Annotated in this window: 23 protein-coding genes and 1 pseudogene; 13 read left to right on the plus strand and 11 right to left on the minus strand. The window is 47.2% G+C overall.

The window, feature by feature from the left end:
* Nucleotides 1-79: 79 nt before the first annotated feature.
* The 4 genes from argA to radC all read right to left on the minus strand — a co-directional run bounded on the left by argA (nucleotide 80) and on the right by radC (nucleotide 2,939).
* Complete coding sequence (argA, locus tag SHD_RS02875; RefSeq protein ID WP_039977292.1) at nucleotides 80-1,399, minus strand: amino-acid N-acetyltransferase; 1,320 nt, start codon at nucleotides 1,397-1,399, stop codon at nucleotides 80-82.
* 323 nt (nucleotides 1,400-1,722) lie between these two features.
* Nucleotides 1,723-1,896, minus strand: coding sequence for a 50S ribosomal protein L33 (gene rpmG / locus SHD_RS02880; RefSeq protein ID WP_006079871.1), 174 nt, complete (start codon nucleotides 1,894-1,896; stop codon nucleotides 1,723-1,725).
* A gap of 6 nt (nucleotides 1,897-1,902) precedes the next feature.
* Nucleotides 1,903-2,139 carry a 50S ribosomal protein L28 gene (gene rpmB, locus SHD_RS02885; protein ID WP_006079870.1) on the minus strand — a complete coding sequence of 79 codons (237 nt, stop codon included), beginning with the start codon at nucleotides 2,137-2,139 and terminating at the stop codon, nucleotides 1,903-1,905.
* A gap of 122 nt (nucleotides 2,140-2,261) precedes the next feature.
* On the minus strand, nucleotides 2,262-2,939 hold the full coding sequence (radC, locus tag SHD_RS02890; RefSeq protein ID WP_011624322.1) for a RadC family protein: 678 nt from the start codon (nucleotides 2,937-2,939) through the stop codon (nucleotides 2,262-2,264).
* 119 nt (nucleotides 2,940-3,058) lie between these two features.
* Here radC and coaBC point away from each other — a divergent pair, with 119 nt between their 5' ends.
* From coaBC to SHD_RS02910, 4 genes are all read left to right on the plus strand, one after another.
* Complete coding sequence (coaBC, locus tag SHD_RS02895; RefSeq protein WP_023265765.1) at nucleotides 3,059-4,288, plus strand: bifunctional phosphopantothenoylcysteine decarboxylase/phosphopantothenate--cysteine ligase CoaBC; 1,230 nt, start codon at nucleotides 3,059-3,061, stop codon at nucleotides 4,286-4,288.
* On the plus strand, nucleotides 4,289-4,747 hold the full coding sequence (dut, locus tag SHD_RS02900) for a dUTP diphosphatase (protein ID WP_023265766.1): 459 nt from the start codon (nucleotides 4,289-4,291) through the stop codon (nucleotides 4,745-4,747).
* A 31-nt stretch (nucleotides 4,748-4,778) separates the two neighbouring features.
* Entirely contained in the window at nucleotides 4,779-5,372 is a 594-nt protein-coding gene (gene slmA, locus SHD_RS02905; RefSeq protein ID WP_011624325.1) for a nucleoid occlusion factor SlmA, read from the plus strand.
* Between the two features lie 135 nt (nucleotides 5,373-5,507).
* On the plus strand, nucleotides 5,508-7,496 hold the full coding sequence (locus SHD_RS02910; protein ID WP_023265767.1) for an alpha/beta hydrolase family protein: 1,989 nt from the start codon (nucleotides 5,508-5,510) through the stop codon (nucleotides 7,494-7,496).
* 296 nt (nucleotides 7,497-7,792) lie between these two features.
* Here SHD_RS02910 and SHD_RS02915 read toward each other — a convergent pair whose 3' ends face one another.
* The 3 genes from SHD_RS02915 to SHD_RS02925 form a co-directional block, all read right to left on the minus strand.
* The gene (locus tag SHD_RS02915; protein WP_039977326.1) at nucleotides 7,793-9,166 is read right to left on the minus strand and encodes an RsmB/NOP family class I SAM-dependent RNA methyltransferase; all 1,374 of its coding nucleotides are present in this window, start codon (nucleotides 9,164-9,166) and stop codon (nucleotides 7,793-7,795) included.
* 179 nt (nucleotides 9,167-9,345) lie between these two features.
* The gene (locus SHD_RS02920) at nucleotides 9,346-10,014 is read right to left on the minus strand and encodes a glutathione S-transferase family protein (protein ID WP_023265769.1); all 669 of its coding nucleotides are present in this window, start codon (nucleotides 10,012-10,014) and stop codon (nucleotides 9,346-9,348) included.
* 61 nt (nucleotides 10,015-10,075) lie between these two features.
* Nucleotides 10,076-10,702: a glutathione S-transferase gene (locus SHD_RS02925; RefSeq protein WP_023265770.1), complete on the minus strand. Its 627-nt coding sequence runs from the start codon at nucleotides 10,700-10,702 to the stop codon at nucleotides 10,076-10,078.
* A gap of 155 nt (nucleotides 10,703-10,857) precedes the next feature.
* On the opposite strand from SHD_RS02925, the gene SHD_RS02930 reads away from it, so the two are divergent.
* Complete coding sequence (locus tag SHD_RS02930; RefSeq protein WP_023265771.1) at nucleotides 10,858-11,469, plus strand: TetR/AcrR family transcriptional regulator; 612 nt, start codon at nucleotides 10,858-10,860, stop codon at nucleotides 11,467-11,469.
* Between the two features lie 62 nt (nucleotides 11,470-11,531).
* Here the strand turns inward: SHD_RS02930 and SHD_RS02935 are convergent, their stop codons facing one another.
* Nucleotides 11,532-12,239, minus strand: a complete 708-nt coding sequence (locus SHD_RS02935) for a DUF2461 domain-containing protein (RefSeq protein ID WP_084294824.1) — start codon at nucleotides 12,237-12,239, stop codon at nucleotides 11,532-11,534.
* 231 nt (nucleotides 12,240-12,470) lie between these two features.
* Here SHD_RS02935 and SHD_RS02940 point away from each other — a divergent pair, with 231 nt between their 5' ends.
* Nucleotides 12,471-14,684 carry a TonB-dependent receptor domain-containing protein gene (locus SHD_RS02940; RefSeq protein ID WP_023265773.1) on the plus strand — a complete coding sequence of 738 codons (2,214 nt, stop codon included), beginning with the start codon at nucleotides 12,471-12,473 and terminating at the stop codon, nucleotides 14,682-14,684.
* Between the two features lie 133 nt (nucleotides 14,685-14,817).
* A complete protein-coding gene (locus SHD_RS02945) occupies nucleotides 14,818-15,381 on the plus strand; it encodes a PhnA domain-containing protein (protein ID WP_023265774.1) in 564 nt (187 codons plus the stop codon).
* 81 nt (nucleotides 15,382-15,462) lie between these two features.
* On the opposite strand, the gene SHD_RS02950 is transcribed toward SHD_RS02945, so the two are convergent.
* A complete protein-coding gene (locus SHD_RS02950; protein WP_039977329.1) occupies nucleotides 15,463-16,659 on the minus strand; it encodes a cyanate transporter in 1,197 nt (398 codons plus the stop codon).
* A gap of 166 nt (nucleotides 16,660-16,825) precedes the next feature.
* Here SHD_RS02950 and SHD_RS02955 point away from each other — a divergent pair, with 166 nt between their 5' ends.
* Together SHD_RS02955 and SHD_RS02960 are read left to right on the plus strand one after the other, a co-directional pair.
* On the plus strand, nucleotides 16,826-17,362 hold the full coding sequence (locus SHD_RS02955) for a MarR family winged helix-turn-helix transcriptional regulator (RefSeq protein WP_023265776.1): 537 nt from the start codon (nucleotides 16,826-16,828) through the stop codon (nucleotides 17,360-17,362).
* Nucleotides 17,363-17,432: 70 nt separating this feature from the next.
* A pseudogene (locus SHD_RS02960) lies at nucleotides 17,433-18,447 on the plus strand (succinylglutamate desuccinylase/aspartoacylase family protein).
* Between the two features lie 375 nt (nucleotides 18,448-18,822).
* Here SHD_RS02960 and SHD_RS02965 read toward each other — a convergent pair.
* Entirely contained in the window at nucleotides 18,823-20,850 is a 2,028-nt protein-coding gene (locus SHD_RS02965) for a methyl-accepting chemotaxis protein (protein ID WP_039977335.1), read from the minus strand.
* Between the two features lie 208 nt (nucleotides 20,851-21,058).
* Here SHD_RS02965 and SHD_RS02970 point away from each other — a divergent pair, with 208 nt between their 5' ends.
* The 3 genes from SHD_RS02970 (at nucleotide 21,059) to SHD_RS02980 (ending at nucleotide 22,951) form a co-directional block, all read left to right on the plus strand.
* The gene (locus SHD_RS02970; RefSeq protein WP_039977331.1) at nucleotides 21,059-21,685 is read left to right on the plus strand and encodes a fumarylacetoacetate hydrolase family protein; all 627 of its coding nucleotides are present in this window, start codon (nucleotides 21,059-21,061) and stop codon (nucleotides 21,683-21,685) included.
* A 4-nt stretch (nucleotides 21,686-21,689) separates the two neighbouring features.
* Complete coding sequence (locus tag SHD_RS02975; RefSeq protein ID WP_039977337.1) at nucleotides 21,690-22,298, plus strand: Crp/Fnr family transcriptional regulator; 609 nt, start codon at nucleotides 21,690-21,692, stop codon at nucleotides 22,296-22,298.
* Nucleotides 22,299-22,432: 134 nt separating this feature from the next.
* Nucleotides 22,433-22,951: a YgjV family protein gene (locus SHD_RS02980; RefSeq protein ID WP_023265782.1), complete on the plus strand. Its 519-nt coding sequence runs from the start codon at nucleotides 22,433-22,435 to the stop codon at nucleotides 22,949-22,951.
* Here the strand turns inward: SHD_RS02980 and SHD_RS02985 are convergent.
* Nucleotides 22,948-23,190 (minus strand): hypothetical protein, encoded by a 243-nt coding sequence (locus SHD_RS02985; protein WP_023265783.1) that lies wholly within the window; start codon nucleotides 23,188-23,190, stop codon nucleotides 22,948-22,950. The genes SHD_RS02980 and SHD_RS02985 overlap by 4 nt on opposite strands.
* Nucleotides 23,191-23,453: 263 nt before the next feature.
* Here SHD_RS02985 and SHD_RS02990 point away from each other — a divergent pair, with 263 nt between their 5' ends.
* Nucleotides 23,454-24,263, plus strand: a complete 810-nt coding sequence (locus SHD_RS02990) for a hypothetical protein (RefSeq protein WP_039977333.1) — start codon at nucleotides 23,454-23,456, stop codon at nucleotides 24,261-24,263.
* Nucleotides 24,264-24,408: the final 145 nt, after the last annotated feature.

The following is a 24,408-nucleotide window of genomic DNA, read 5'->3' on the forward strand; positions in this document are numbered from 1 at the left end:
AGCTTAATCTGCCAACAAAGACATATTATGTCAACAAAAATGCCAGCGCTAGGCTGGCATCTTATCAAGCGTTAAAAGCTTAAAGATCGAGGGCGAGAATTTTAGAGCGGCGCTGATAATTATACAGCTGCTTTTTCTTCTGCGGCAATGCATCCACATCTTCAATCACAAAGCCATGCTCTAAGAACCAGTGAATGCTGCGGGTAGTCAAGGCAAACAAACGCGAATAACCACGGCTACGCGCCTGACCTATAATATTTTTCAGCAACAAACTGCCCCTATCGGCATCGCGATAATCTGGGTGCACTACCAAACAGGCAAACTCCCCGGCGTTATCTTCTTCAAAGGGATACAGGGCCGCACAGCCAATCACTAAGCCATCACGCTCAATCAACATAAACTGCTCGATCTCAATCTCAAGCTGCTCACGACTGCGGCGCACCAAAATGCCCTGCTCTTCCAGAGGACGGATTAAATTGAGGATTCCACCAATATCACTAATCGATGCGCGGCGCAGACGCTCAGCGCTCTCTGTTACGATTTGCGTACCTATGCCTTCACGGGAGAACAACTCCTGAAGCAAGGCGCCGTCATCGAGGTAACTGACCAAATGACAACGTGGCACACCATTGCGACACGCATCAATACTCGCCTTGAGGAAGGCCATAGTGCCCACACAGGCTGAACCTTGCTCAGCAAGCTTAGTCAGAATGTTTTGCGCGTCATTTGGCATTAATTCGGCAATCACATCGCCATTGCGATCAAGGATGCCGTTTTGCGAACTAAAGCCAATCATCTTGTCAGCTTTAAGTTTTATCGCTACCTGTGTGGCAATTTCTTCAGCGGTAAGGTTAAAGCTTTCGCCGGTGACCGATGCGGCAATCGGCCCCATCAGCACGATACAGTGATTATCGAGCTGGCGCTTAAGCCCTTGGGTATCGATACGGCGCACTTTGCCGCTTAAACAAAAATCCACGCCATTATCGACCCCCAGTGGCTGGGCGATCACAAAGTTACCGCTGACTAAGTTGATTTGCGCGCCTTGCATCGGCGTATTACTTAGGCTCATCGATAAACGTGCGGTGATATCAAACTGCAATGCACCCGCGACTTGCTTAATCACTTTAAGCGAGTCCTCATCGGTGATACGTACACCTTCGTGGTAGGCGGGTTCAATTCCATTGGCTGCCAATGCCGCATCGATTTGCGGCCTCGCGCCATACACCAATACCACTTTAATGCCTAAACTGTGCAGCAGGGCCACGTCATTTAAAATGCCGCGAAATTGATTTTGTGCTAAAGCCTCGCCACCCAACATCACCACAAAGGTTTTCCCTCTATGGGCATTGACGTAAGGAGCAGAATGACGAAATCCATCAACCAGTTCAGTGGTACGCACGCGTTGTTTACACCTCATATTTAAGCTGGTAACCCCAAAATGGCCTACCAGGAGTGAATAACGAAAACCCGCGTATAGTATTGCATTTTAATTCACCAATAAAGAATTTATTCTCACAAAAATGCAGATTTAATACAATAAAGTGCTTATATTTTCAAAAAACTGCATTCCAGATAAATATTCACATTTTTTTAACTCGATGTGCTTTAGCAATACAGGCCAAGTATGAGACAGATTTATCTCAACTTGATGACGAGAAGCCGAAAAAAGGCCAAAAAAAAGCCCCTTAGATAAGGGGCTTTTCTCGAAACACTAAACAAAGATTACTTGATTTTTGCTTCTTTGTAGATAACGTGCTGACGAATAACTGGATCAAATTTTTTGATTTCCATTTTTTCTGGCATGTTACGCTTGTTTTTTTCAGTTGTGTAGAAGTGACCAGTTTTAGCTGTAGAAACTAATTTGATCTTCTCACGATTACCTTTAGCTTTAGCCATGATCTATTACACCTTCTCGCCACGGGCACGAAGTTCAGCAACAACAACTTCAATACCTTTCTTATCGATCAGACGGATACCTTTAGTAGATACACGTAACTGTACGAAACGTTTTTCTTCTTCTAACCAGAAACGGTGATTTTGCAGGTTAGGTAAAAAACGACGACGGGTCGCGTTTTTTGCGTGCGAACGGTTGTTACCAACCATCGGCTTCTTGCCAGTAACTTGGCATACTCTTGACATGTCAGTCTTCTCCAAAAAACAATTTTAACGCTCGAGCATTAATGTACCTCGTATGGCCGTCGCCCGAGGCACAAAGAGGGCGCATTTTATACACGATCATAGAGGTAAGATCAAGCGTTAGATTAATTAATCCAGCCTCGTTCCGCGAAGGAAACTATCTCTCGATCACCAACAACCATATGGTCCAGTAAGGATACGTCTATGGTTGCTAACGCATTTTTTAATCGCTCAGTTATTCGTCTGTCAGCCTGACTGGGCTCGGCAATACCAGACGGATGATTGTGACACACTATGACGGCAGCAGCCTTTTTTTCCAGCACTAAGCTCACCACTTCACGTGGATACACCGAAGCTGAATCTATTGTTCCGCGGAATAATTCGACGAATTGAATCACTCTATGCTGGCTATCCAGCAGCAAAATTGCGAACACTTCATAGGAGCGGTCAGCTAATTGTCTCATTAAATAATCCCGAGTTAAATCGGGATTTGTCAAAACCTGACCTCTCTGCAGGTTTTCTTGTGCCACACGCCTCGCTAATTCAGCCGCGGCTTGAAGCTGGGCGTATTTTACAGGTCCCACGCCCGGAAGTCGACACACCTGATGCTTTGGTGCGCAAAGTAAGCTTCTTAATCCACCAAATTCTTGAATGAGTGAGCGTGCAAGGTCGACCGCATTCAAACCGCTCAGCCCATTTCGCAGTAAAACGGCCAACAATTCTGCATCTGAAAGATGGGCAGCGCCTTTGACTAATAACTTATCTCGCGGCCCTTCTCCCTCTGGCCAATCCTTAATCGCCATGTGACCTCCTGTCGTTTTCTATTTTTACTTTAGAGAGTATGGACGAGATTTTTTGAACTTGGACAGTCACGCCAATTCATCGCTTTGTGGTATGGTTGGCGACATTATTTCAATCTCGGATGATGTCTGTGAGCCTGATAACGAAAAACGTCCTACTGGGTATTGGTGGCGGCATTGCGGCCTACAAAAGTGCGGATTTAGTGCGCCGCTTAAAAGAACGCGGCTTTGATGTGCGAGTGGTGATGAGCCAGAGCGCCATGGAATTTATTACCCCACTCACACTGCAAGCCTTGTCTGGCCATCCAGTATCATCAAGCTTACTCGACCCCGCCGCCGAAGCGGCAATGGGTCATATCGAGCTCGCGCGCTGGGCGGATTTAGTGATTATCGCCCCTGCAACGGCGAATCTTCTCGCCCGCATCAATGCTGGCATGGCGGATGAGCTTATCACCACCACTTGCCTTGCGACCGAAGCCCCGATAGCCCTGTGCCCCGCGATGAATCAGCAGATGTATCGCAATGCCGCTACCCAAGCCAATTTAGCGAGTTTACAAGGCCGAGGTTATACCCTGTGGGGCCCCGCCAGCGGCAGCCAAGCCTGTGGCGAAGTCGGCCCTGGTCGTATGCTCGAACCGCTCGAAATTGCCGAACTTGCCAGTCGCTTTTTTGCAACAAAAGATGTCTATGCTGAACAGGAAACGCAGCCCCTAGCGGGCCAGTCAGTGCTCATTACCGCAGGGCCAACACGTGAAGCCATCGATCCGGTGCGTTATATCTCTAATCACAGCTCAGGCAAGATGGGATTCGCCTTAGCGAAAGCCGCAGCAGACATGGGCGCCGCTGTGACCTTGGTCGCAGGACCCGTAAATTTAGCCACGCCTGAAGGGGTGACGCGCATCAATGTCGAATCGGCGCAAAACATGCTCGACGCCGTGATGGATAATGTTGATAAAAAAGATATTTTTATCGGCTGCGCGGCGGTTGCCGACTATCGCGTCAGCGATATTGCGGACTGTAAGATCAAAAAGTCCGCCGAAGAAATGCAACTTGCGCTGGTGAGGAATCCTGATATCTTAGCGACGGTTGCAAGCTTGGCAAACCGTCCTTTTGTGGTGGGATTTGCCGCCGAAACCCATGATGTAGAAGCCTACGCCCGCGATAAACTCAAACGCAAAAATTTGAATATGATCGCCGCAAACGATGTATCCGTTGCTGGTCTTGGCTTTAATGCCGATGCCAATGCCCTGCGTGTATTCTGGCCACAGGGTAGTCAAGATTTGCCAGCTACCGATAAGCTCACGTTGGCTCGGCAATTACTTTCGTTGATAGTGAAAGAAAAAACAAAATAAATGAAAACACCGATTGAATTAAAGATCCTCGACTCCCGCATTGGTTCCGAATTTCCCCTGCCAGCCTACGCAACACCTGGTAGCGCAGGCATGGATCTTCGCGCCATGATAGATACTGCCATGACAATAGCTCCGCGAGAAACCCAGTTAATCCCAACGGGTATCGCCGTCCATGTAGCCGATCCTGGGCTTGCCGCCGTGATTTTACCGCGTTCAGGCCTTGGCCATAAGCACGGTATCGTCCTTGGAAATCTGGTTGGGCTAATCGATTCTGATTACCAAGGCCCTTTGATGGTCTCTTGCTGGAACCGCAGCGATACCCCATTTACCTTAGAAATCGGTGATCGTCTCGCACAACTGGTATTTGTCCCTGTGGTGCAAGCGCAATTCAAACTCGTTGATGAGTTCGACAGCTCAGACCGTGGTGAAGGTGGATTTGGCCATTCTGGCACTAAATAACCTGAATCGTTATTGAGCGAAGGATACTGCAATGGCTGTAAGCCCAAAAATTAATCGTCGTGAACACATACTGCAATGCCTAGCGCAAATGCTAGAAACCAGCCCAGGACAACGTATTACCACCGCTAAACTCGCCTCAGAAGTCGGTGTATCAGAAGCGGCACTCTATCGCCACTTCCCGAGTAAAGCGCGGATGTTTGAAGGGTTAATTGAGTTTATTGAAGAATCATTACTCTCCCGCATCAACATCATCATGGATGATGAAAAAGACACCATGAGACGTTGCCAACTAGTGCTGCAACTGCTGTTGATTTTTGCCGAGCGTAACCCGGGGATCTCTCGGGTACTCAATGGCGATGCACTCTTAGGTGAAAATGAACGTCTACGCAGTCGTATCAGCACCCTATTTGCCAAAATTGAGACCCAACTTAAGCAAATCCTGCGGGAAAAAACCCTGCGTGAAGGTAAAGGCTTTAATTTAGATGAGGCTATTTTAGCTAATTTGCTGTTAGCTTTCGCTGAAGGACGAATTGCTCAATTTGTCCGCAGTGAGTTTAAACTCAAACCAACACAGCACTTCGATGAACAGTGGCGCTTTATTCAGCATCAGCTTTTACAAAGCTAATGATTTTTCAATACAAAGGACGGTAATCACCGTCCTTTCTTTTATCCCCTACTCCTTGTATCGATATTTCTTTTGTTTTAATCTCGAGCAAACATTTACAAAACAAAAACCACAATAATATTACAAGGATGTCAGATGAAATCTTTGCCATTTGCTGCATTGGCCGTAATTTGCTTGCCTATTATGCCTTTCAGCACATTAGCGGCCGAAACCTCGGCGACAAATGCCCTGTCACAATCCCAATTATTCAGTCGCGGTAACGAGTACTCTAACGTCAAAATCTCGCCTACCGGCAAATACTTAAGTGCAATCACCAGTGTCGAAGGCAAGAATGTCCTCTTAGTACTCGATGCCCAAACCAAAAAACTGCTTAACGCAATTCGCTTCCCGAGCAACGCGCAGGTAGGCACCTATGAGTGGGCTAATAGCGAACGCATTGTACTGGCAAAAGAATATCTTAAGGGCTGGACCGATGTACCCCAATACTACGGCGAATTAATGGCGGTCAACGCCGATGGTTCTCGCAAGGCGTACCTATTCGGCTATAACAGCGGCGAGCAACAAACCGGCTCGAATATCAAGAAAAACACCCCAATGCGCGCCACCGCCTTTATTCTCGATCCTCTGCCTGATGATGAACGCTATATGCTAGTCAATGCGATTCCTTGGAATAATGAATCGAACTTAAACTTTGAACTGCTACAGGATGTCTACCGCGTAGACCTATTTAACGGCACACGTAAGCGGATTACAGGCTCTCCCATTGGCCGAGCACGCTTTATGACAGACCATGAGGGTGAAGTCCGCTTTGTGGCAGGGGAAGATGGCAAAAACATTACTAAAGTCTTTTACCGCAAAGATGGCGAATGGGTAAACACCGACAAACTCAACCTAGGCTTAAGTGATTTTACGCCTATCTCCTTCGCCGATAATAAAAATAGCATTTATGCCGCTGGCCGCGTGGGTAATGAAACCTTAGGTGTCTATCGCATCAATCTCGAAACAGGCGATAAAGCGGAAATCATTCAAGATGAGGTCGTCGATCCGAGCAACTTCTGGATCAATGGCACTAACAAACAGCTCTATGCCGTTGAGTTTGAAAATGGCTATCCAAGCTATGCCTTTGTCGATAACAACGATAACCATGCCAAACTGCTTAAGGATTTACTCGCGGCCCTGCCGGGGCATCAAGTGCAAATCGTCAGCGAAACCCGTAATGGCGAACAATTGGTGGTGATTGCATTTAACGATCGCAATCCCGGTGATTACTATTTGTTTGATACGAAAAAACTCAAGCTAGAGTATCTGGCCGCCGCCCGTAAGTGGCTCGACCCCGAACAAATGGCTGAGGTTAAACCTATTAGTTTCACTAACCGTGATGGCCAGAAAATCCATGGCTACTTAACCTTACCCAATGGAAAAGAAGCCAAAAATTTACCTCTGGTCGTCAATCCCCATGGTGGCCCCCATGGCGTTCGTGACTGGTGGGGGTTTGACTCACAAAACCAACTACTTGCTCAAAATGGTATGGCGGTGTTGCAAGTAAACTTCCGTGGCTCAGGGGGTTATGGCGAGCGTTTCGAGCAAGCTGGCTATAAAAAATGGGGCTCGGATGTTCAGCACGATATTATCGATGCAACTCAATATGTGATTGACCAAGGCTTTGCCGATAAGGAACGGGTGTGTATCGCAGGCGGTAGCTTTGGCGGTTATAGCGCCTTGCAAAGTGCGGTATTAGCACCCGATATGTTTAAATGTGCCGTGGGCATGGCAGGGATCTACGATCTTCCCCTCTGGACAGACGATAGTGACGTTGCGGACTCATCTTCCGGAAGCAGCTATCAAAAAAATGTACTAGGCAACAACTTGGAAACACTTAAAGCGATGTCTCCAAGCTATAACGTCAACAAGCTTAAGGCAAACTTGTTATTGGTTCATGGCGGTGACGATGAACGAACCCCGATAACACAACTCGAATCACTCGAAAAAGCCCTCAAGGCCCATAATTATCCCTATCAAAAACTGGTGATGGATAACGAAGGCCATGGTTTTTATGATGATAGCCATAGAGCCAAGTATTACGATCAGATGCTAAGCTTCTTAAAAACCAACCTGAAACTTTAGTACTCACTAAAATAACTAGGGCGTGTTGACGTTTCGAGATTAAATTTTGTTCGTTCTGGCAAGCACGTGCTCGCGAAACGAGGAATGATGTGTCGTTATTCTACTCAAATGACGAGCGGCTCTTATGACAGAAAATAAGAGCAAGGGCTTGCCAGACGAACCCTTCGGGCAGCATTTGGCTGGCTTTTCTGCCGCGTTATCGTCCGTTTATGTAGAATAACTACACTGCACGGACTTTGCCTTGCATAAAAGCCAGCCAAACTGCTGCAAAAACAACCCTGAAACGTCAACACGCCCTAATAATTGCGTTGCATACGCGCCACAAACATTCCATCGGTGTTGGCTTCGAAGGGCCACACGGTCAACATTTCTGTTTGTTCGCCGGTAAAGGGGTGGCGGATCGGCACTAGGCTGAACTCGGGATGTTGTTGTAAAAAGGCGCAAACCACTTGCTCATTTTCTACAGGCGACAATGAGCAAGTGGCATAGACTAAGCTTCCGCCCTGTTTTACCGCCTTACTGCTGCGGCTTAAAATATCCAGCTGGAGTGCGGCTTTATCTGTGACGGCATCGAGGCTGTCGAGCCAGCGCATATCGGGATTACGGCGCCAGGTGCCCGTGCAGCTACAGGGCGCGTCGACTAAAACCCCATCAAAATGGTTGGCATCGACCGGCAGTGCATCACTGCGCCAGCGCGCAATGCTGATGCCATCAAATCTTGCCCGCTGGGCACGTTTGCTGAGTTCTTCTAAGGCGTGGGCGCGAATATCTGATGAGACAATTGAGCCTACTAATGGGTTTTGCTTAGTCGCGGCCGTTTGCATCAGTGATCGCAATTGCAAGGTTTTTCCGCCTGCGCCACTGCAGGCATCCCACCAGTGCTGCCAGGGCTCTGGTGCACAAATTTGACCTATCACTTGCGAGGCTAGATCCTGGATCTCAATTTTGCCCTCTTTATAGACTGATATTTCATTGAAATTCATGCTCTTAGTGCCAAGGTTAATGGCATCTGCAAAATAGGGGCTGAGGCTCGCATCTATCTTTAGCACTTGCAGTTGTTTGACTGCCGATTGGCTATCTATTCCCTGCGCGCGTCCCCAAATCGGTGGGCGGCTAGACATGGCTTCGATGAGATTTGGACGCAACTCTGGGGCAATCGGGCAGACCTGCCAAAACCATTCGGGTAATAAATCTGTGAGTTCGAAGGACACTTCGGGAAATTGCTGCCGTACCAGTGCCAACTTATCCGTTAAGCTGTTAGCGCTAAGGGATTGAAGTTGTTGATAATCAACAGTCGATTGTGCGAGTTCATGCCAGGCTTGGGCGATGTCCTGCCATGGATGGGCTTCGATTAAGGCGCTCGCACTGAGCATGGCAAAAAATTGGGGCGCCTGTTGATGATCGCCCGTGGCTTTAAACCAGCCCCACCAACGGAACAGGCTAAATAAGGATTCGCGGATCACTTTGCGATCCTTAGAGCCGTGCTTTTTATGTTCCCTAAAGTAGTTCGCGAGCACTCGGTCGGCGGGTTGCTTGGTATTTAAAATCTCATCGAACAATAACTTAATGGTATTGGCATAACTTAATCCGCGTTTTTGCGCGAGGGTTTGCGGTTCGATATTCACTGTTGATGCCATGATTGCTGATGATAAGCCGTTTGGATTGCCCATAAAGTTAGCCTGAAAAGGGGCTCGGCCGAGTGACATCCAGCCGTTGGGATGAATATGGCCAAGCAAATCAATAAGTGGCGCAGAGTGTAGCAGTTTTACGTATCGCTAGCAGTAAAAAAGCCCCAATGCTGAGTTGGGGCTTGATGGGAAAACGAATGCGCGGGTGAGGAAAGGATGACCTACTTAGTCACCATTTTCTGGATTTGCTTAGCACGTTCTTCATCACTCAATACTGAGGGCGGAGGTGTCACTATGCCTTTTTGGCAGGCGGGACGCAGGGCTAGTTCGTCTAACCAACGTTGTAGGTGAGTGAGTCCTTCCATGTTGATGCCGCTCCATTCATGGATGCGCACCCAAGGCCAAGTCGCGATATCGGCAATGGTGTATTCATCGCCAGCCAGATACTGATGCTTGGCTAACTGGATATTCATTACCTCAAACAAACGTCGACCTTCTTTTTGATAACGTTCAATGGCCGCGGGGATTTTTTCAGGGAAGTAACGGTAAAACACGTTAGCTTGACCCATCATCGGGCCGACACCGCTCATTTGGAACATGAGCCATTGAATGACCTGTGAGCGCTTTTTAGGATCGTCTGGTAAGAACTTACCGGTTTTTTCCGCCAGATACAGAAGAATTGCGCCGGACTCGAACACCACAAAGTCCTCGTTATCTCGGTCGATAATGGCTGGAATACGGCCATTAGGGTTAATGGCGAGAAACTCAGGCTGCTTCTGTTCGTTAGTATTGAAATCTAACTTATGCACTCGATAGTCGAGACCCATTTCTTCGAGCGCGATGGAAATTTTAAAACCGTTCGGGGTCGCGGCGGTATATAAATCAATCATAGTTATCCCTTAAGTCTTAACTGGTTAATGCTTAACTTGGCTGCCCAATAGGGCATAGCTGCTAGTTTTTTGGGGTAAGCGACACTATCGCAGGGCGCTGGGTCACTGTCGCAAACCATGCCTGAATGTGGGGCAAGGTGTCATCAACTAGAATATCTAAGTTTTTAATAAAGCTAATAAAAACGTATGCAGAAATATCGGCAATCGTAAAGTTATCGCTCGCCACATAGCTTGATTTGGCTAATTGTTGGTCTAAGGTCGGCAGGAAGTCAATGACCCGTTGGCGTGATTCTGCGCCCCAGGCTTCGACGCAATTTTCCCTGTCTTTGTAAATACCCGTCAGATTTCTAAAGGCTTGAAAGCCGACCATCAATCCTTGTAGCTCGATAATGCGCTGCCACATTTCGACTCTGGCACGCTCTAGTGGACTATTACCAAAGAGTGATGTTGCGCTCGGATGGATTTCTTCTAAATAGCGGCAAATAGCAACGGATTCACATAGATAGCTGCCATCGTCGAGTTCGAGCAGGGGAATACGGCCGTTTAAGCTTTTGGCTTTAAATTCAGGGCTGAGGTTTTCACCGCCGCGAATGTCCACACTCACACGTGGAATGTCGATGCCTTTTTCGGCGAGGAAAATACTCACGCGTCTTGCGCTTGGCGTAGGGGCTAATTCATAAAGCTTCATGCTTTTTCCTTCTATTAATCTTTAAGTTTGGCCAAACAGGGCTTTAACGGAACGATCGGTTAGGATAGAATTTACGCCATATCTAAACGGTCAGTCAAGAATGTTTTTACCCCGTGATATTCCGTTTAATGCAGGCATCAATCTAGGTTTGGACCATGGCACGCAGTTGTAATTTTGATAGACAGGAAAAGCTTATCCAGGCGATGGAGCTGTTTTGGCGAAAGGGATTTGCCGAGACCTCGATTGCCGATCTGGTCGAACACTTAGGGATTAATCGCTTCAGCTTGTATAACAGTTTTGGCGATAAGCAGAGTTTGTATCGCGAATCCCTGCGCTTTTATCTCGACCATTATTCCTTCGGCGCGAAGGAGCACATTCTGCACGCACAGGCAGGGTTGAGTGAAATCTTGACCTATTTAGCGCGATTTGTGGCCTTGCAGCGTGAGCAAGAGTACGGCTGCTTTATGCAGAATGCGGTGATGGAAAAATGCCTCGATGATGACTGCGTGCAGCAGGAGTGCCAGCGTTTATTTGCCCAGTTGCAGAGTAATTTCACCGATGTTTTACGCTACAGTCAACTACAGGGTGAGTTATCTCAATCGGTTCAGCCTGAGTCGCTCGCGGCTTTTTTAGTGCTTCAATTACAAGGGATTAGAGTGCTAGGCAAAGCGAAGGAGTACGCCCTGTTGGATAATGCATTTAAGGTTTTAAGCGAATACCTTAAGAGTTTGGCGTTGGCGCCACTTAAACCGATTGATGGGAAATAGGGCTTAAGCAAAACGGAAAAGCATGAGGCCAAGTGAATGCTTGGCCTCGTCAACTGCAAAAACTAAAAGTCCAATTCGAGGGCGAAACATAAGTAGGCCATCAATTGACTACAGTGGGCGAATTGTTCGGCGCAGTAGCGGGCGGCATCGGCTTGGCAGAGTCGCTCAAAGGGGATTGGTTTTAGCGCGATAAAGTCCTTACGTTTGAGTTCCTCCAGCATTGGGTGATGTTTATCGAATCCCTTAGGCGGGCGAGTCAAACTATCACCATCCATCACAAATCCTTGACTGGTTAAGGTCTGCAGCGCCTTTTTATAGCCGTTGGGGTTTTCATCGATACAAGTCCGAATGGCATTCAGCACCTTGGATTCGGGATGCCAAATACCGGCGGCAATAAAACATCCATCCTCGGCAATGTGTAAATACAGCCCTGGTGCATGAACATCTTTACCCTGAAAATGCCTAAACTGGATCCCCACATTGGTCTTGTAGGGCGTTTTGTCGTTGCTAAAACGGCTATCGCGCTGCGGGCGCATTAAGCTGCCACCGACTTTTTTGGCAACCGCCGTTAATCTTGGGGAAATAGCCACAATATCGGGCTGAATTTGCTCGATAAAATGCAGTGCAGGGGTTCTGACCTTACTTTCATATTCTTCCTGATGGGCTTTAAACCAGTCGCGGGAGTTATTGAGCGCCAGCCGTTTGAGAAAATCTAAGCTGGCGGCCGTAAATGCCAACTCGGTTTGGGATTCTGCGGTTAATTTAGTCATGTCCATAAAACCTTTGAGGTGCTTGAGACTGGGATTCCGACCGTTAATCAAAACAGGCTAGTGTGAGTTGAACAAATGCGCTTGGATATTGCAAATTCTTCGAGCATTTCCCGGCAGTTACCAACAGGTTGTGATTTACATGTAAAGCTAGGTGAGAATTATTCTCATCTTTTGCTTTGATGCCTATAATGCCGCCCTATTTTTTTACACTATGTAACAGGGGATGGGGAGATGGGATATCAACCTAAGAGCAGGATAGCGAAAACAATGATTGGCTGTGCGGGTTTAACTATATTGCCTGCGTTGCCACTCAATGCTAAGGAAGTATTGGGAGCACCTAAGGTCGAGCCGATTGAGATACTACAAGTACATGGCCAGCAATACCGCCGAGCGACCACTATGACTAAGCCGGGTGAGGCGATCATCTCGATGGAGCAAATTGAAGAGATGCAAGCGACCACATTTGCTGAGGTTATCGATGATATGGCTGGTGCTCATATCGATGGTGGAACTCGCAGTGGTGGTGAGCGTATCAACCTGTGGGGATTTGGCGAAACCGAAGATTTTAATATTTATGTCGATAACGCCCCCGTGGGATTTGAGCAGTATCGCTATGGCTCGTTCTTCTTAGATCCCGATTTAATCAAGCGAGTCGAAGTGATTAAAGGGGCCCACGATGTCCGCTCGGGTAACGGCGGCTTTGGTGGCTCCATGTATGTTGTGACTAAATCTGCCGATGATTTTCTAAATTACAATCAAAACCTTGGTGCCCGAGTCAAAGCCAGTTATGCCAGTAATAACGACGCCCAAAGCTACACGGGAACGGTTTATGGACGAGCTAATAAACAACTTTCAGGTTTATTGCATGTCACTCGTCGTGATGCGGGGGATGTGACGCTCGCCAATGGTGATGAATTTGAATACTCAGGTTATGAGCAAAATAATTACCTCGGCAAACTGGATTATGAGCAGGGCGACCATCAACTCATGTTGAGCCTGACCCATTATCTCGACGAAGGCCGTAAGCCTTGGGCCAATCGTCGTGGGCCTATGCCCGCAATTTCTGACTATAACATCCGTAAATATGGCTCCTATGAACAGGCGCTCTATGCCACTACGGCCTACAACACCTATGAAGACAATACTTGGTCGGCGAATTATCGCTATTCACCGAGTAATCCTTTAATTGATACCCAAATTGTGGTTTCCCATTCTGCCAATGCACGTCACTGGATCAGGCCGCCAATCGCGTGGGAAAAGATGACTGTCTCCGTCGGCAATTTCGGCCATGAATCTTGGTTGGATTACAAGCGTGACTACATTGACATCAACAACTTAAGCATTATTGGGGATCATGAGCTCACAACCGGGTTGCAGTTCCGCAGTCTCGATAGGGATTCAATGGTCTTTAACAAAAGTTATGAGAAAAATCCCGAGAAAAACTACGGTTGGTACACCCCTTATTATCAGCCCGAAGGGCGCCAGGATACCTATGCAGTGTATCTGCGCGATGCGATTAGCGTGACGGATGAGCTGACCATTACTCCTTCGCTACGCTATGACTTTATCTACAGCATTGGCCGTCCCAACATTGCCCCCGATTACAACGATATCGAGGCGGGGCACGATTACAGTTCGACCCACCATTCGGGCTTTTCACCGCGATTGGGAATCGACTACAAGTTAACATCGAATACTCGAGTGAATTTCGATTATGCGTACAGCTTACAGGCGCCAGTGGTCGATGAAATCTATGCGGTGCAATACGCCAAGGCGAGCATAACTGGCACGAGCCGAGATATCGATGTTGAGCGTCTGCACGCCTTTAAACTGGGCTTGATGACACAGCAAACCAGTCTTTTTGCCGCCCAAGATACGCTTTCAACCCAAGTGACCCTCTTTGCTAACTTAGGGCGTGACGATATTGCCCAGCGCCGTGGGGCAAAGTCCGACCCAAATCAAGCAATTCAAAGTGGTTACACCAATCTTGACGGCTATGATATCTACGGCGCCGATCTCGAGTCCCAATACCGTTATCAGGATTTCTTCAGTGACTTAGCCGTTTCTTGGTTACAGGGTGAGCACAGGGGATCGCTCAGAGACAGCCAAGGCGAGGACGAATACCTTGCCAACATTGCGCCGCTGGATATTCGCTTGCGTGTGGGAATGTACATTACGGATGACATCTCAGTCGCTTGGCAGGGCACTTGGTACGATGCGCAGGATAATGTGCCTCAGGGTGATATTTTTAACGCTGAGTCCCCAAGTGAGAATTACTTCTTACAAAATATATATTTAGCCTACGAGCCCCAAGAGACTCTAAAAGGACTCAGCGTGCGTTTAATGGCAAAAAACCTGACTAACCAGCAAGTGACGCCGTTTCTATCGGATGGAATTCCCGCGCCGGGGCGTGATATTAGGCTCAGTTTAGCTTATGAATTTTAAGGATTAATGTCGATCTAAAGGATGGGGAAACAGATAACGCATATAAAAAATAGGGTTATCTTGCCTTCCCCCCTGCCGTGAAAAGTCAATTTATGGCATAATCCGCGTTTTATTACGCATGTAGACAGAAAAAATGACTGAAAATGAATTGCTAACTCGCTGTGGCGGCAAATGTGAACTCTGCGGAAGCGACGTCGAACTCTCTATTTATGACTTACCGGCTTCCGATGGTCATGAAAACGAGATCATGATTTGTGAAAATTGCAGCAGCCAAATCGCCGCACCGGATACCATGGACATGAACCACTGGCGTTGTCTAAACGACAGCATGTGGAGCCAAGTCCCTGCGGTTCAAGTGATGTCATACCGCATGCTGAAACGCCTAAGCAGCGAAAGCTGGGCGCAGGATTTACTGGATATGCTGTATCTGGAAGAAGATTTGCGTGCTTGGGGCGATGCCGAGGCCGCTGCAGCGAGCGATGATACGCCTCCGACCTTAGACAGCAACGGTGCGGTACTGAACGCGGGCGATACCGTAGTTATCATTAAAGATCTCAACGTCAAAGGCACCAGCTTTGTCGCAAAACGCGGCACAGCGGTTCGCAATATCTCGTTGACCAACAATCCTGAGCATATCGAGGGCCGTGTGAATGGCACTCGCATCGTGATCCTGACCTGCTTTGTGAAAAAGTCTTAATCGACTCGAGTTTAAGCTGTTAGCTTGATACCTGAACCGCCCAATTTTTACAAATTGGGCGGTTTTTTATGTGCTTAAATCCTAGGCCATCACTTGTCGATAGTGCTGGGCATAGCCGCTCGGATTAAATTGCCGCGATAGCAGATAAGCGATGACACTCAGCGCCGCAAGTAATAACCAGGCCATATTAAAGCTTTGGAAATTATCGCGAATAAGTCCCGCTATCCAAGGTGAGATAGCGGCAATACTGTAGCCAATACCCTGCACAAAGGCGGTTAACTTACCCGCTAACAGCGGATTCTGTTGATGATCCATAGTCACAATCAAACTCAGCGGGAAAATGCCACCAATCCCGAGTCCTGCCAGTGCGGCCCAGAGGAATATCGATACCTGTGGTGCGAGGGCGAACCCCATAAAACCAATGAGTTGCAACAGACATAGCAAGGCAATAATCGCCCGTCTATCCATCGATTTGCTGGCAAGCCAAGGAAAGACTAAGCCTGCGATCACTTCCATACTGGTGAGGAAGCCTAAGGCTAATCCTGCCTGGGTTTGGCTATAACCTAACTCGATGGCATAAGGTGCTAACCAAGCGAGCACGCAGACATAACAACTTGTCCCTAAAGCAAAAAACAGTGCCAATAACCAACTGCGGCGATAGCGCCAAAATGAGTATTCCGCCTGTTTGTCGGTGTGACTCGGCAGGGCAAGATGTTTTCGGCTGACAATCCATAGCAAGATGGCGATGAGGGCTAACCAAGTCCAATGGCCCAAGCCTGCTCGCCAGCCTAAATCGGCCGCTATAAATGGTGCGCTGCTGGCGGCCAGTGCCGCTCCGCCCATAATGGCGGTGACATATAAGCCCATCATCAACGGCGTTTTGTCGGCAAAGTTTTGTTTAATCAAAGTAGGCATTAAGGTTTGGATAAGGGCGATACCCATGCCCGCTAAAAGTGCAGAACAGATCAGCGCATTCGCCGTCTCGACCCAAAAACGCATCGCAGTTGCAATCAGCAGAAATAGCAGCGATACAGTCACAGTGTTTGCAAACCCCAAGCCTTTAGCAATCTTAAAACCAACAAAACATCCCATTCCCATGGCGAGGACTGGCAGCAGGGTGAGCATAGAGGCGAGGGCAAAACTTAAGGAAATATCCTGTTGAATACTCGGCAGTAATGGGCCGACAGAGGCAAGAATGGGGCGCAGATTAAGCCCGATAAGTAACAGACTAACGCCTATCATCAGTTGATTGCCCCTAGGGGATAAAATATGAGACATCGCATACTCCTATGCAGGGTCGAATAAAAATGGCTAACACAATCCGTTGAACTGTATGCATTGTGAAACTGACTTAAACTTCATGAAAAGTATCTTTATATAAAGATATGTAAATTCTGCGGCAAAATGGTTAGCATGTAAAGAATCTTTATATAGAGATAAAACCATGGCAGAAAATCAATCAGCACTCGATACTCAACAGGCACTCGTAACGTCTGAAGACGGATTGGATAAAATCCTTGGGCAGTGGCAGGCTCAAGGGGTGACAGAGGATTTGGTCCCGATGGCGGTGTTAGGCCGCATCGCGCGCATAACCAAATATATGGAAAACGCCATAGCCCTGTGCCACGGCGAATTTGGTTTAGGTCAGGGGGAGTTTGATGTGCTCGCGACGCTTAGACGTTCGGGCGAGCCTTATATGCTATCGCCTTCGCAGCTGTATCAGAGCATGATGTTAAGCTCCGGTGCCATGACCAGTCGCTTAGACCGGCTTGAAAATAAAGGGCTGATTGCCCGCGAGCACAGTAAGGAAGACCGCCGCGCCGTGCATGTGTCGCTCACCACACAAGGCAAGTCGTTGATTGACATGGCGCTGCCCAGACATATTCAATGTCAGAGCGCATTATTGGCTGGAGTTTCTAGCGCTGAGCGTGAAATATTGCAGCAGATATTAAAGACTTGGCTTGCTCACTTTGAACGGTAATCGGCTCAGTTTTTGGGGCGAGAGACAAAGTGCCGTATGGCGCTTTTAGGGATAGCATCAGGGAGTGACTATGGTAAAAAAACGCGAAGCGTTTGAAATTGAAGGCAAGCGAGTCGTTGCGGGCACGCAAATGGGGATAAAACTCCCCCGCCGCTAAGCTCTATACCGATACCCAACTCGAGATTCATGTGGAAGTGTTCCACGGCCTCAAACCCGGCCCGACACTGTTAGTCTGCGCCGCCATCCATGGTGATGAGCTCAATGGTATTGAGATCTGTCGTCGGTTACTGGGACGCGTCAATCCGAAGAATCTAACTGGCACTCTGATTGTTGTGCCCATAGTCAATGTGTTTGGTTTTATTCAACAATCCCGTTATCTACCCGATAGGCGCGATCTCAATCGTTGTTTCCCCGGCTCGAGCAAAGGTGCGCTGGCGAGCCGTTTAGCCAATCTTTTTGCTACCCAATTATTGGTGCATGCGACCCATGTGATTGATTTACATACAGGCGCTATCCATAGAGACAACTTGCCGCAGATCCGCTGCGATACTGGCGATGCAACCATGTTAGCCATGGCCAATGCCTTCGGCGCGCCACTTATCATGCACTCCAAGGCGCGCAGCGTGTCGATGCGTGGCTATGCGAATCAGCAGGGTATTCCCTGTATTTTGTATGAGGCGGGTGAGGCACTGCGCTTTAGTGAGCTTGCGATTAAGTCGGGGCTCAAGGGCGTACTCAATGTGATGCGCAGCCTTGGTATGCTCAAGGGGCGAGTCAGTAACAAGGTCGCCAGCGTGAGTGCAATACGCAGTTATTGGGTTCGCAGTGAGTCCGATGGTTTGGTGAATATGAAGCTTAAACTCGGGCAGCGGGTTAACAAGGGATACATTATCGCCCATATTGTGAGTCCGCATGGCGGTGATAGCGTAGCCATTCGCGCGCCAACCGATGGCATTATCATAGGGATCAGCAATATACCCGTGACCAACGAAGGTGAGGGAATGTTCCATATTGCGCAGTTCGAAGGCGATGAAATTGAAATAGCTAACGAACAACTTGATGAGTTTTTAATGGAATATGCTTAAATTTCAGTGAGTTTAAAGCTATGTATTATGGTCATTATTGATGCTGGTTGAGGTTTCTGCGGGCGGGTAACCTGTCTTTTACAAAGCAAAGGCAGTGTTTTGGATATTCTAGATATTACATTCTAGATACTGGGGGATAACGCCGCAGAAACACCAACCAAATACTGCCCGAAGGGTTCGTCTAGCAAGCTCTTGCTGTTACTTTCTGTCATAAGAGCCGCTCGTCATTTGAGTAGAATAACGATACATCATTCCTCGTTTCGCGAGCACGTGCTTGCCAGAACGAACAACATCTCATCTTGAAACGTCAACACGCCCAAACTTAAAGCCAAATTATTAACGGCGGTGTTGCTTTGCCTATTTCAAGGCTTGCTATCACAGCGTAAATCGTTCAATTGAGCGAGTGAGTGAATGTGCTAACTGAGTCACTTCATTACTGCGCTTCGCCATATCCATTGCTTCCTGAGCATTTTGATCCGCAGCCGATGCGACTTCCTCCATGCTGGATTCAATATGTCTGCTGTAATCTAACTGTTCGTGGGCAGCTTGGGTAATTTGTAAACTTATCTCATTAATTGCACTAAGCGTAGCTTCAATTTGGGCGATAGCCTGATGTAGCGTTTTGCTTTGCTCTACACAATCATTGGCCTGTTTTTGGCCTGAGCTAATGGCTGTTGCGGCCGTCGAGGTTTCTTGCTGTAAAGCTAAGATCATCTGTTGGATCTCAGCGGTTGATGCTTGGGTTCGTGACGCGAGTGACCTCACTTCATCGGCAACAACAGCAAAGCCCCTGCCATGTTCCCCCGCTCTTGCAGCTTCAATGGCGGCATTGAGCGCCAGCAGATTGGTTTGTTCTGCGATGCTGTTAATGGTTGTGAGAATACTGCCAATATTGTGGCTGTGGGAACTGAGCCTCGACATGATGGCGACTGACTCACTCAAACCTGTACTTAATTCTGCTATTTTAGCCTGATTATTGGCGGCAATATTTTGTGCTTCATTGCTGTGTTGAGATGCTTGGACTATCTGTTTTGCCGAGTCACTAGCTTGTTCCGCTACAAGAGTCGAACTGGTAAACATTTGCTCTGTGAGGTTTTTGGTACCGTTTATCCGCTCAATTTGTGTCGAGGCTGCGTTTGCAATGCCTTGGCCCTGTTGGTGAGTTTGTGTAGCTGAGTTATCTAGCGAATGGGCGTCATTACTGATATGGGTTAACAGCTTAGCCAAGTCATCACAAAGCATATTCATGTTATCAATAAGCGTACCAAATTCATCATTATGGCGTTTAGGTATTCTCTTCGATAAGTCACCCCTTGCGATATTTGCCAGCGCACTATTTGCCAGAGTGAGTGGTACTAACATGGCCCTTAGGGTAAAGAAGGAAATAGAACTGACCATAAACACAAACATGGCTGCTAGCACAATAGCCAGTGTTTGACCTCGTTGAATATCATCATTTGCTATGTTTTGTAACAGACTAAAGCGTCTGTCTGCTAGGGCCAATAATTTATCTAACGCTAGGGTATTGGCATTGAATTCTTGTTCCGCATTTTTAAAATGCTGCTCAGCTTGAGTGTGGTTAGCTACCACTTGCTGTTGTGCCTGATATAGCTCGCCTGGAGTTGAAAGTAACCGATTGAATAGAGTGGCTTGTTGCTCAAAAATTTCCAGTAACCCTAGGGTGTCGATCCCCGAAGCTTGTTGTTTTAAAAAGGTAAAGTTTGTACTTAAATTTCCTAGCAATAAGGCAATATCCTGTTTATGCGAGTTTATCGTATCAGTATCCTGAGCATGCGTTAACTCTGACATTGTGTTGGTTAATGTGTAAAGCATATCGTCAATACGTGTCCCTGTTCCGATTATCTCCTCTAAAAGCGCCGGATTATCGGGCAATGAGATCGTCTCCAAATCGATCATTGCATTACTTGCTTGCGTTTTAGCCTCAATAAACTGATTAAAAAGTGTTTGATAATGTTGCTTTGCTTGTTCATTCGCAAGCTTAGCACTAAACATATCTTGGCTTTGTTGTTGGTAGGCTTGGTAGCGTTTTTGAGCTTCTTTCAGCGAGGTTTGCATCTGAGGTTGGTCGCTAACCATCTGTTTCAGCTCGTTTTCAATGCTTTGATATTTATGCTCTAGCGCATTGAATCCTTTTTGGCTTTGCGTTAGCTCGGCGGTGTCATTTTGGCTATGGGCTAAAGTTGCAAGGCGCGACATTTTAACGAGCACGAGTTGTAAGTTATTGCTTTGTTTCTGAACGGGTATGGCGAGCGTTTCGATATTGCTATAACTAATTTGAACTTGATGGAGCGAATGGTAGAAGAAACTATTGCCTGCTAATAACAGGATACCAATTGCGCTGAAGCTTAAGAGCATTTTTTGCTTGATACTGAGTGTTAACATTGAGTCATCGACCTTTTCGTCTATGATGTCTGCCAAATCAGGCGGTAACATCGAGTGGACAATGGAAGAATACGCCGTACCACAAGTATTAGTTGCTTGTTTTTATTGGGGTATAAACATAAGTGTAGCAGAGAGTTGCGAGTGTAAAGTCTTAACCTACTCGATGCGGATAATTATATTGCGCAGCTGAATCATGAAAGGAGTTTTGATGAAAACCGTGATGTTAGAAAACCAGGCGATCTCCCCCAGTAAAATTCTCTGTATCGGGCGTAATTATGTTGACCATATTCACGAGCTGGGTAATGACATTCCCGAAGATATGGTGGTGTTTTTTAAGCCTAACTCGGCAATTAGCACAGTGCTGCATGCTGAGCATTTAGGTGAGACACTGCACTATGAAACTGAGCTGTGTTTTATCTATCAGCAGGGGCGTTTTAGCCACGTTGGGGTAGGGCTGGATCTCACTAAGCGAGAGCTGCAAAGCAAACTGAAAGCCAAGGGACTCCCCTGGGAAAAGGCTAAAGCCTTCGATGGCGCGGCGCTTTTTAGCCCTTTTGTTGCTATCGATGATGCTTGCACGGCATTTGAGTTCAGCTTAACGATAGACGGAGTGTTAACACAAGCGGGCCATACTGAGTTAATGATCTATAATCCGCAGACGATTCTAGAAGAATTACAACGCTTTACCACTTTAGAAAACGGCGACATTGTGATGACGGGCACCCCAAAAGGCGTCGGCATCATTCCACCGAATCGGGTATTTAAGGTGGCCTTAGGCCTTAAGGATGCGCCACACCAAGCGCCCTTGGTCGAATGTGAATGGCAAAGTCGGTGATGTAATGACGGCGTACTCTGCATCGGCGCATCAGGCGGCAACTGAGCTGGCAATCCAACCCCTTTGGCAATATTTGCTCGCCTTAGGGGCCGAGCCTGAACGTTTAGCGCCGCTACTCACCCACGCAAGGGCGCTTTCATATCAGCCTGGCGAGTGCTTGTTACCCCAAGGCGAGCACCAAACCTTTGCCTATTTTGTGGTGGAAGGCATAGTGCGCGCTTGCCACTATACCCAAGAGGGCTGTGAGCGCTGCAAGGAGTTTTACTTCGAAGGTGAACTGTGTTTCTTATACAGCAGTTGGTTAAAGCAGGAGGTTGCGCCCTATCAGTTAGAAACCGTCACTGCTTGTCGGCTAGTGCAAATGCCACTTGCCGTATTAAACGAGCTAACGATGCAGCGAGTACAACTTTCGCTACTCAAACAGCAATTATTGTATAAAGAACAAAAAGAAGCCTTTTTGCTGCTCAATACACCAGAGCAACGTTACTTACATTTACTCCAATACTTTCCCCTCTGGGTTGAGCGTTTAACCCATGCCCAACTGGCCAATTATATTGGTATTACCGCCATTAGCCTGTCGCGGATCCGCAGACGTTTGCAAGATTCACGGTAAAATCTTCTGCCAGTTAACTTAAGTTAATGCACTTTTAGGTCATCCCCTTCATGCTCCTCGGCGCTAAGTTTGAGTCACAGCTGAATATATCGGCTTATTTTATAAGTCGATATTGAACCCTAAAGGAGCCTATCTTGAGTGCTTTTACCCTGTCACAACTATTGGTGGCGATTGCCATCGTTTTCGATTTAATGTCGTTTCAATTTAAGGCGCGTGAGCGCATCGTCGCCTGCTTGTTCGTCTCGGGCATCCTAATCTCCATCCATTTTTGCTTATTGGCACAATGGACGGCCGCAGGCCTGATGGGGATTGCCACAGTGCGTTACCTCACCAGCATTTTTACAACGTCAAAAAAAGTCATGTGGTTTTTTAGTGGAGCGGCAGTGCTAATGAGCGGCTTAACTTATAGCGGGCTTGTGAGCGTGATAAGTTGTATTGGAACGCTGTTTCAAACCCGCGCCGCCTTTTGTCAGGCGGATAAAAATCTGCGCTTATTGATGATAGTCGGCACCAGTTTTTGGTTGTGCCACAATATCTTAGTGGGTTCGCCCATGGCGGTATTGATGGAGCTGCTGTTTATTGGCAGTAATCTCGTGGGATATTACCGCCATTATTTTCGTGGACAATTGCACTCGTCCAAAAGGAAGGCTTAGATACCTGCTACGGCCTCCATGTCTAGCTCGATATCGGTACAGCCTTTGGGGCAGAAAATACCTGCTGCCTGCTCGGCTTTAGCTGTCTCCGGCAAGATGACTTTGAGGGTTTGATTACAGCTTGGACATTGCACAGGCTTACCTTTAAATACCCGTTTTATCAAGTTTTTCTGTTCATTAAACGAGTTTGCAGTGGTTTGGTTTAACACAGCAAAAGGGCTGGTCGATGCATTGGTCATTGGCGATAAAATCCTTAAAAGCTCGGCAATATTTTTATGGGATTGATGCTTTTTGCAGACAGAATTATAGCCCGATTGGGAACGGGAATGAAAAGTCTAAATCATATATATGTCAGCATGGGTTAACTTGCTGAACTTGTGCTGACTAAAAGCAAAAATAAGCGGCTTTGACCTTGTAGGAAGAGCAATTTTTTGATGCTATGAGCAAGGCGGTTTTTATCATAAGAGTGAAACATGCCGCGAGTAGGATATTGGGGGAAAGAATGAGTATGTTTGTTAAATTAACGATAGCGGCGACTGTCCTTGTGCTCAGTATTCTTGCCGTTGGCATTTATCGTTTTGATATGACCAATGATGATATCTACATGGTCATGGAAGATGGCCAAGTGCTGCAATACGATGAGGCCATGGCGCAGGCCGATGCTAAGGCAAAAGCTAAAGAGGCGGCATTATCTTCCAGTGAAGATGCCATCGAATCAGTGGTGCCAAGTGAGATAAAACCGGTGGCGAATGCCTCCGAGGTGATGCTGAAACTCTTTAGCTTAAATACGGCCAATCCCTTTGAAGTTAAGCTGCCCGATAGCCAACTGCCCGTGGTATTGACGCACTTTATTAAAATCAAGCAAACGGAATTTGCGCTGGGGGATTATCAACAAGGTGATGAAAAGGGCAGGGTATTGCTAGATTATATGCGGATCACACCGCTTAATTTTGACCCCGCATTAGAGCCTGATACCCAAAGCGATGTGCCATTGCAGGATGATCCTAAGCAGCAAACCATGCCCTTTGTGGCGCCTTTTATTGTCAAAAATCAAGGTTCGGGGGTATTTGTGTACCTCGGTTTATTCAGCTTAGATTATGGCCAAAATCGATTACAGCACTTAGGTAGTGTGTTTATTGGCGATCGCATCGAAGTCGATAGTATTGAACCCGTGTATCCCTTTGAAGCCCCATTTAAAGTTGCTATCACCTATCGCGATAGGGCGGCTGGTCAACCTATGGCAGAGGAGCCGAATGTGGCTAAAACCCTTGAAGTCGGTGTGAGTGAGTCGGAAATCAAAGCACTGAATTAGGTTTATATCTGGGCTTATGCTAAGTTAATTTTACCTCAGCTACGGCTGAGGTATTTATTTTTAGCCCAAAACCACCTACTTCAGTAGGTGGTTATCATCATTTGAGGCTTTGCCTGTATACCTACCCATGTTAAATGCATCTTTG

Origin of the sequence: Shewanella decolorationis S12, from assembly GCF_000485795.1 — a bacterium.
Lineage (GTDB): Bacteria > Pseudomonadota > Gammaproteobacteria > Enterobacterales > Shewanellaceae > Shewanella > Shewanella decolorationis.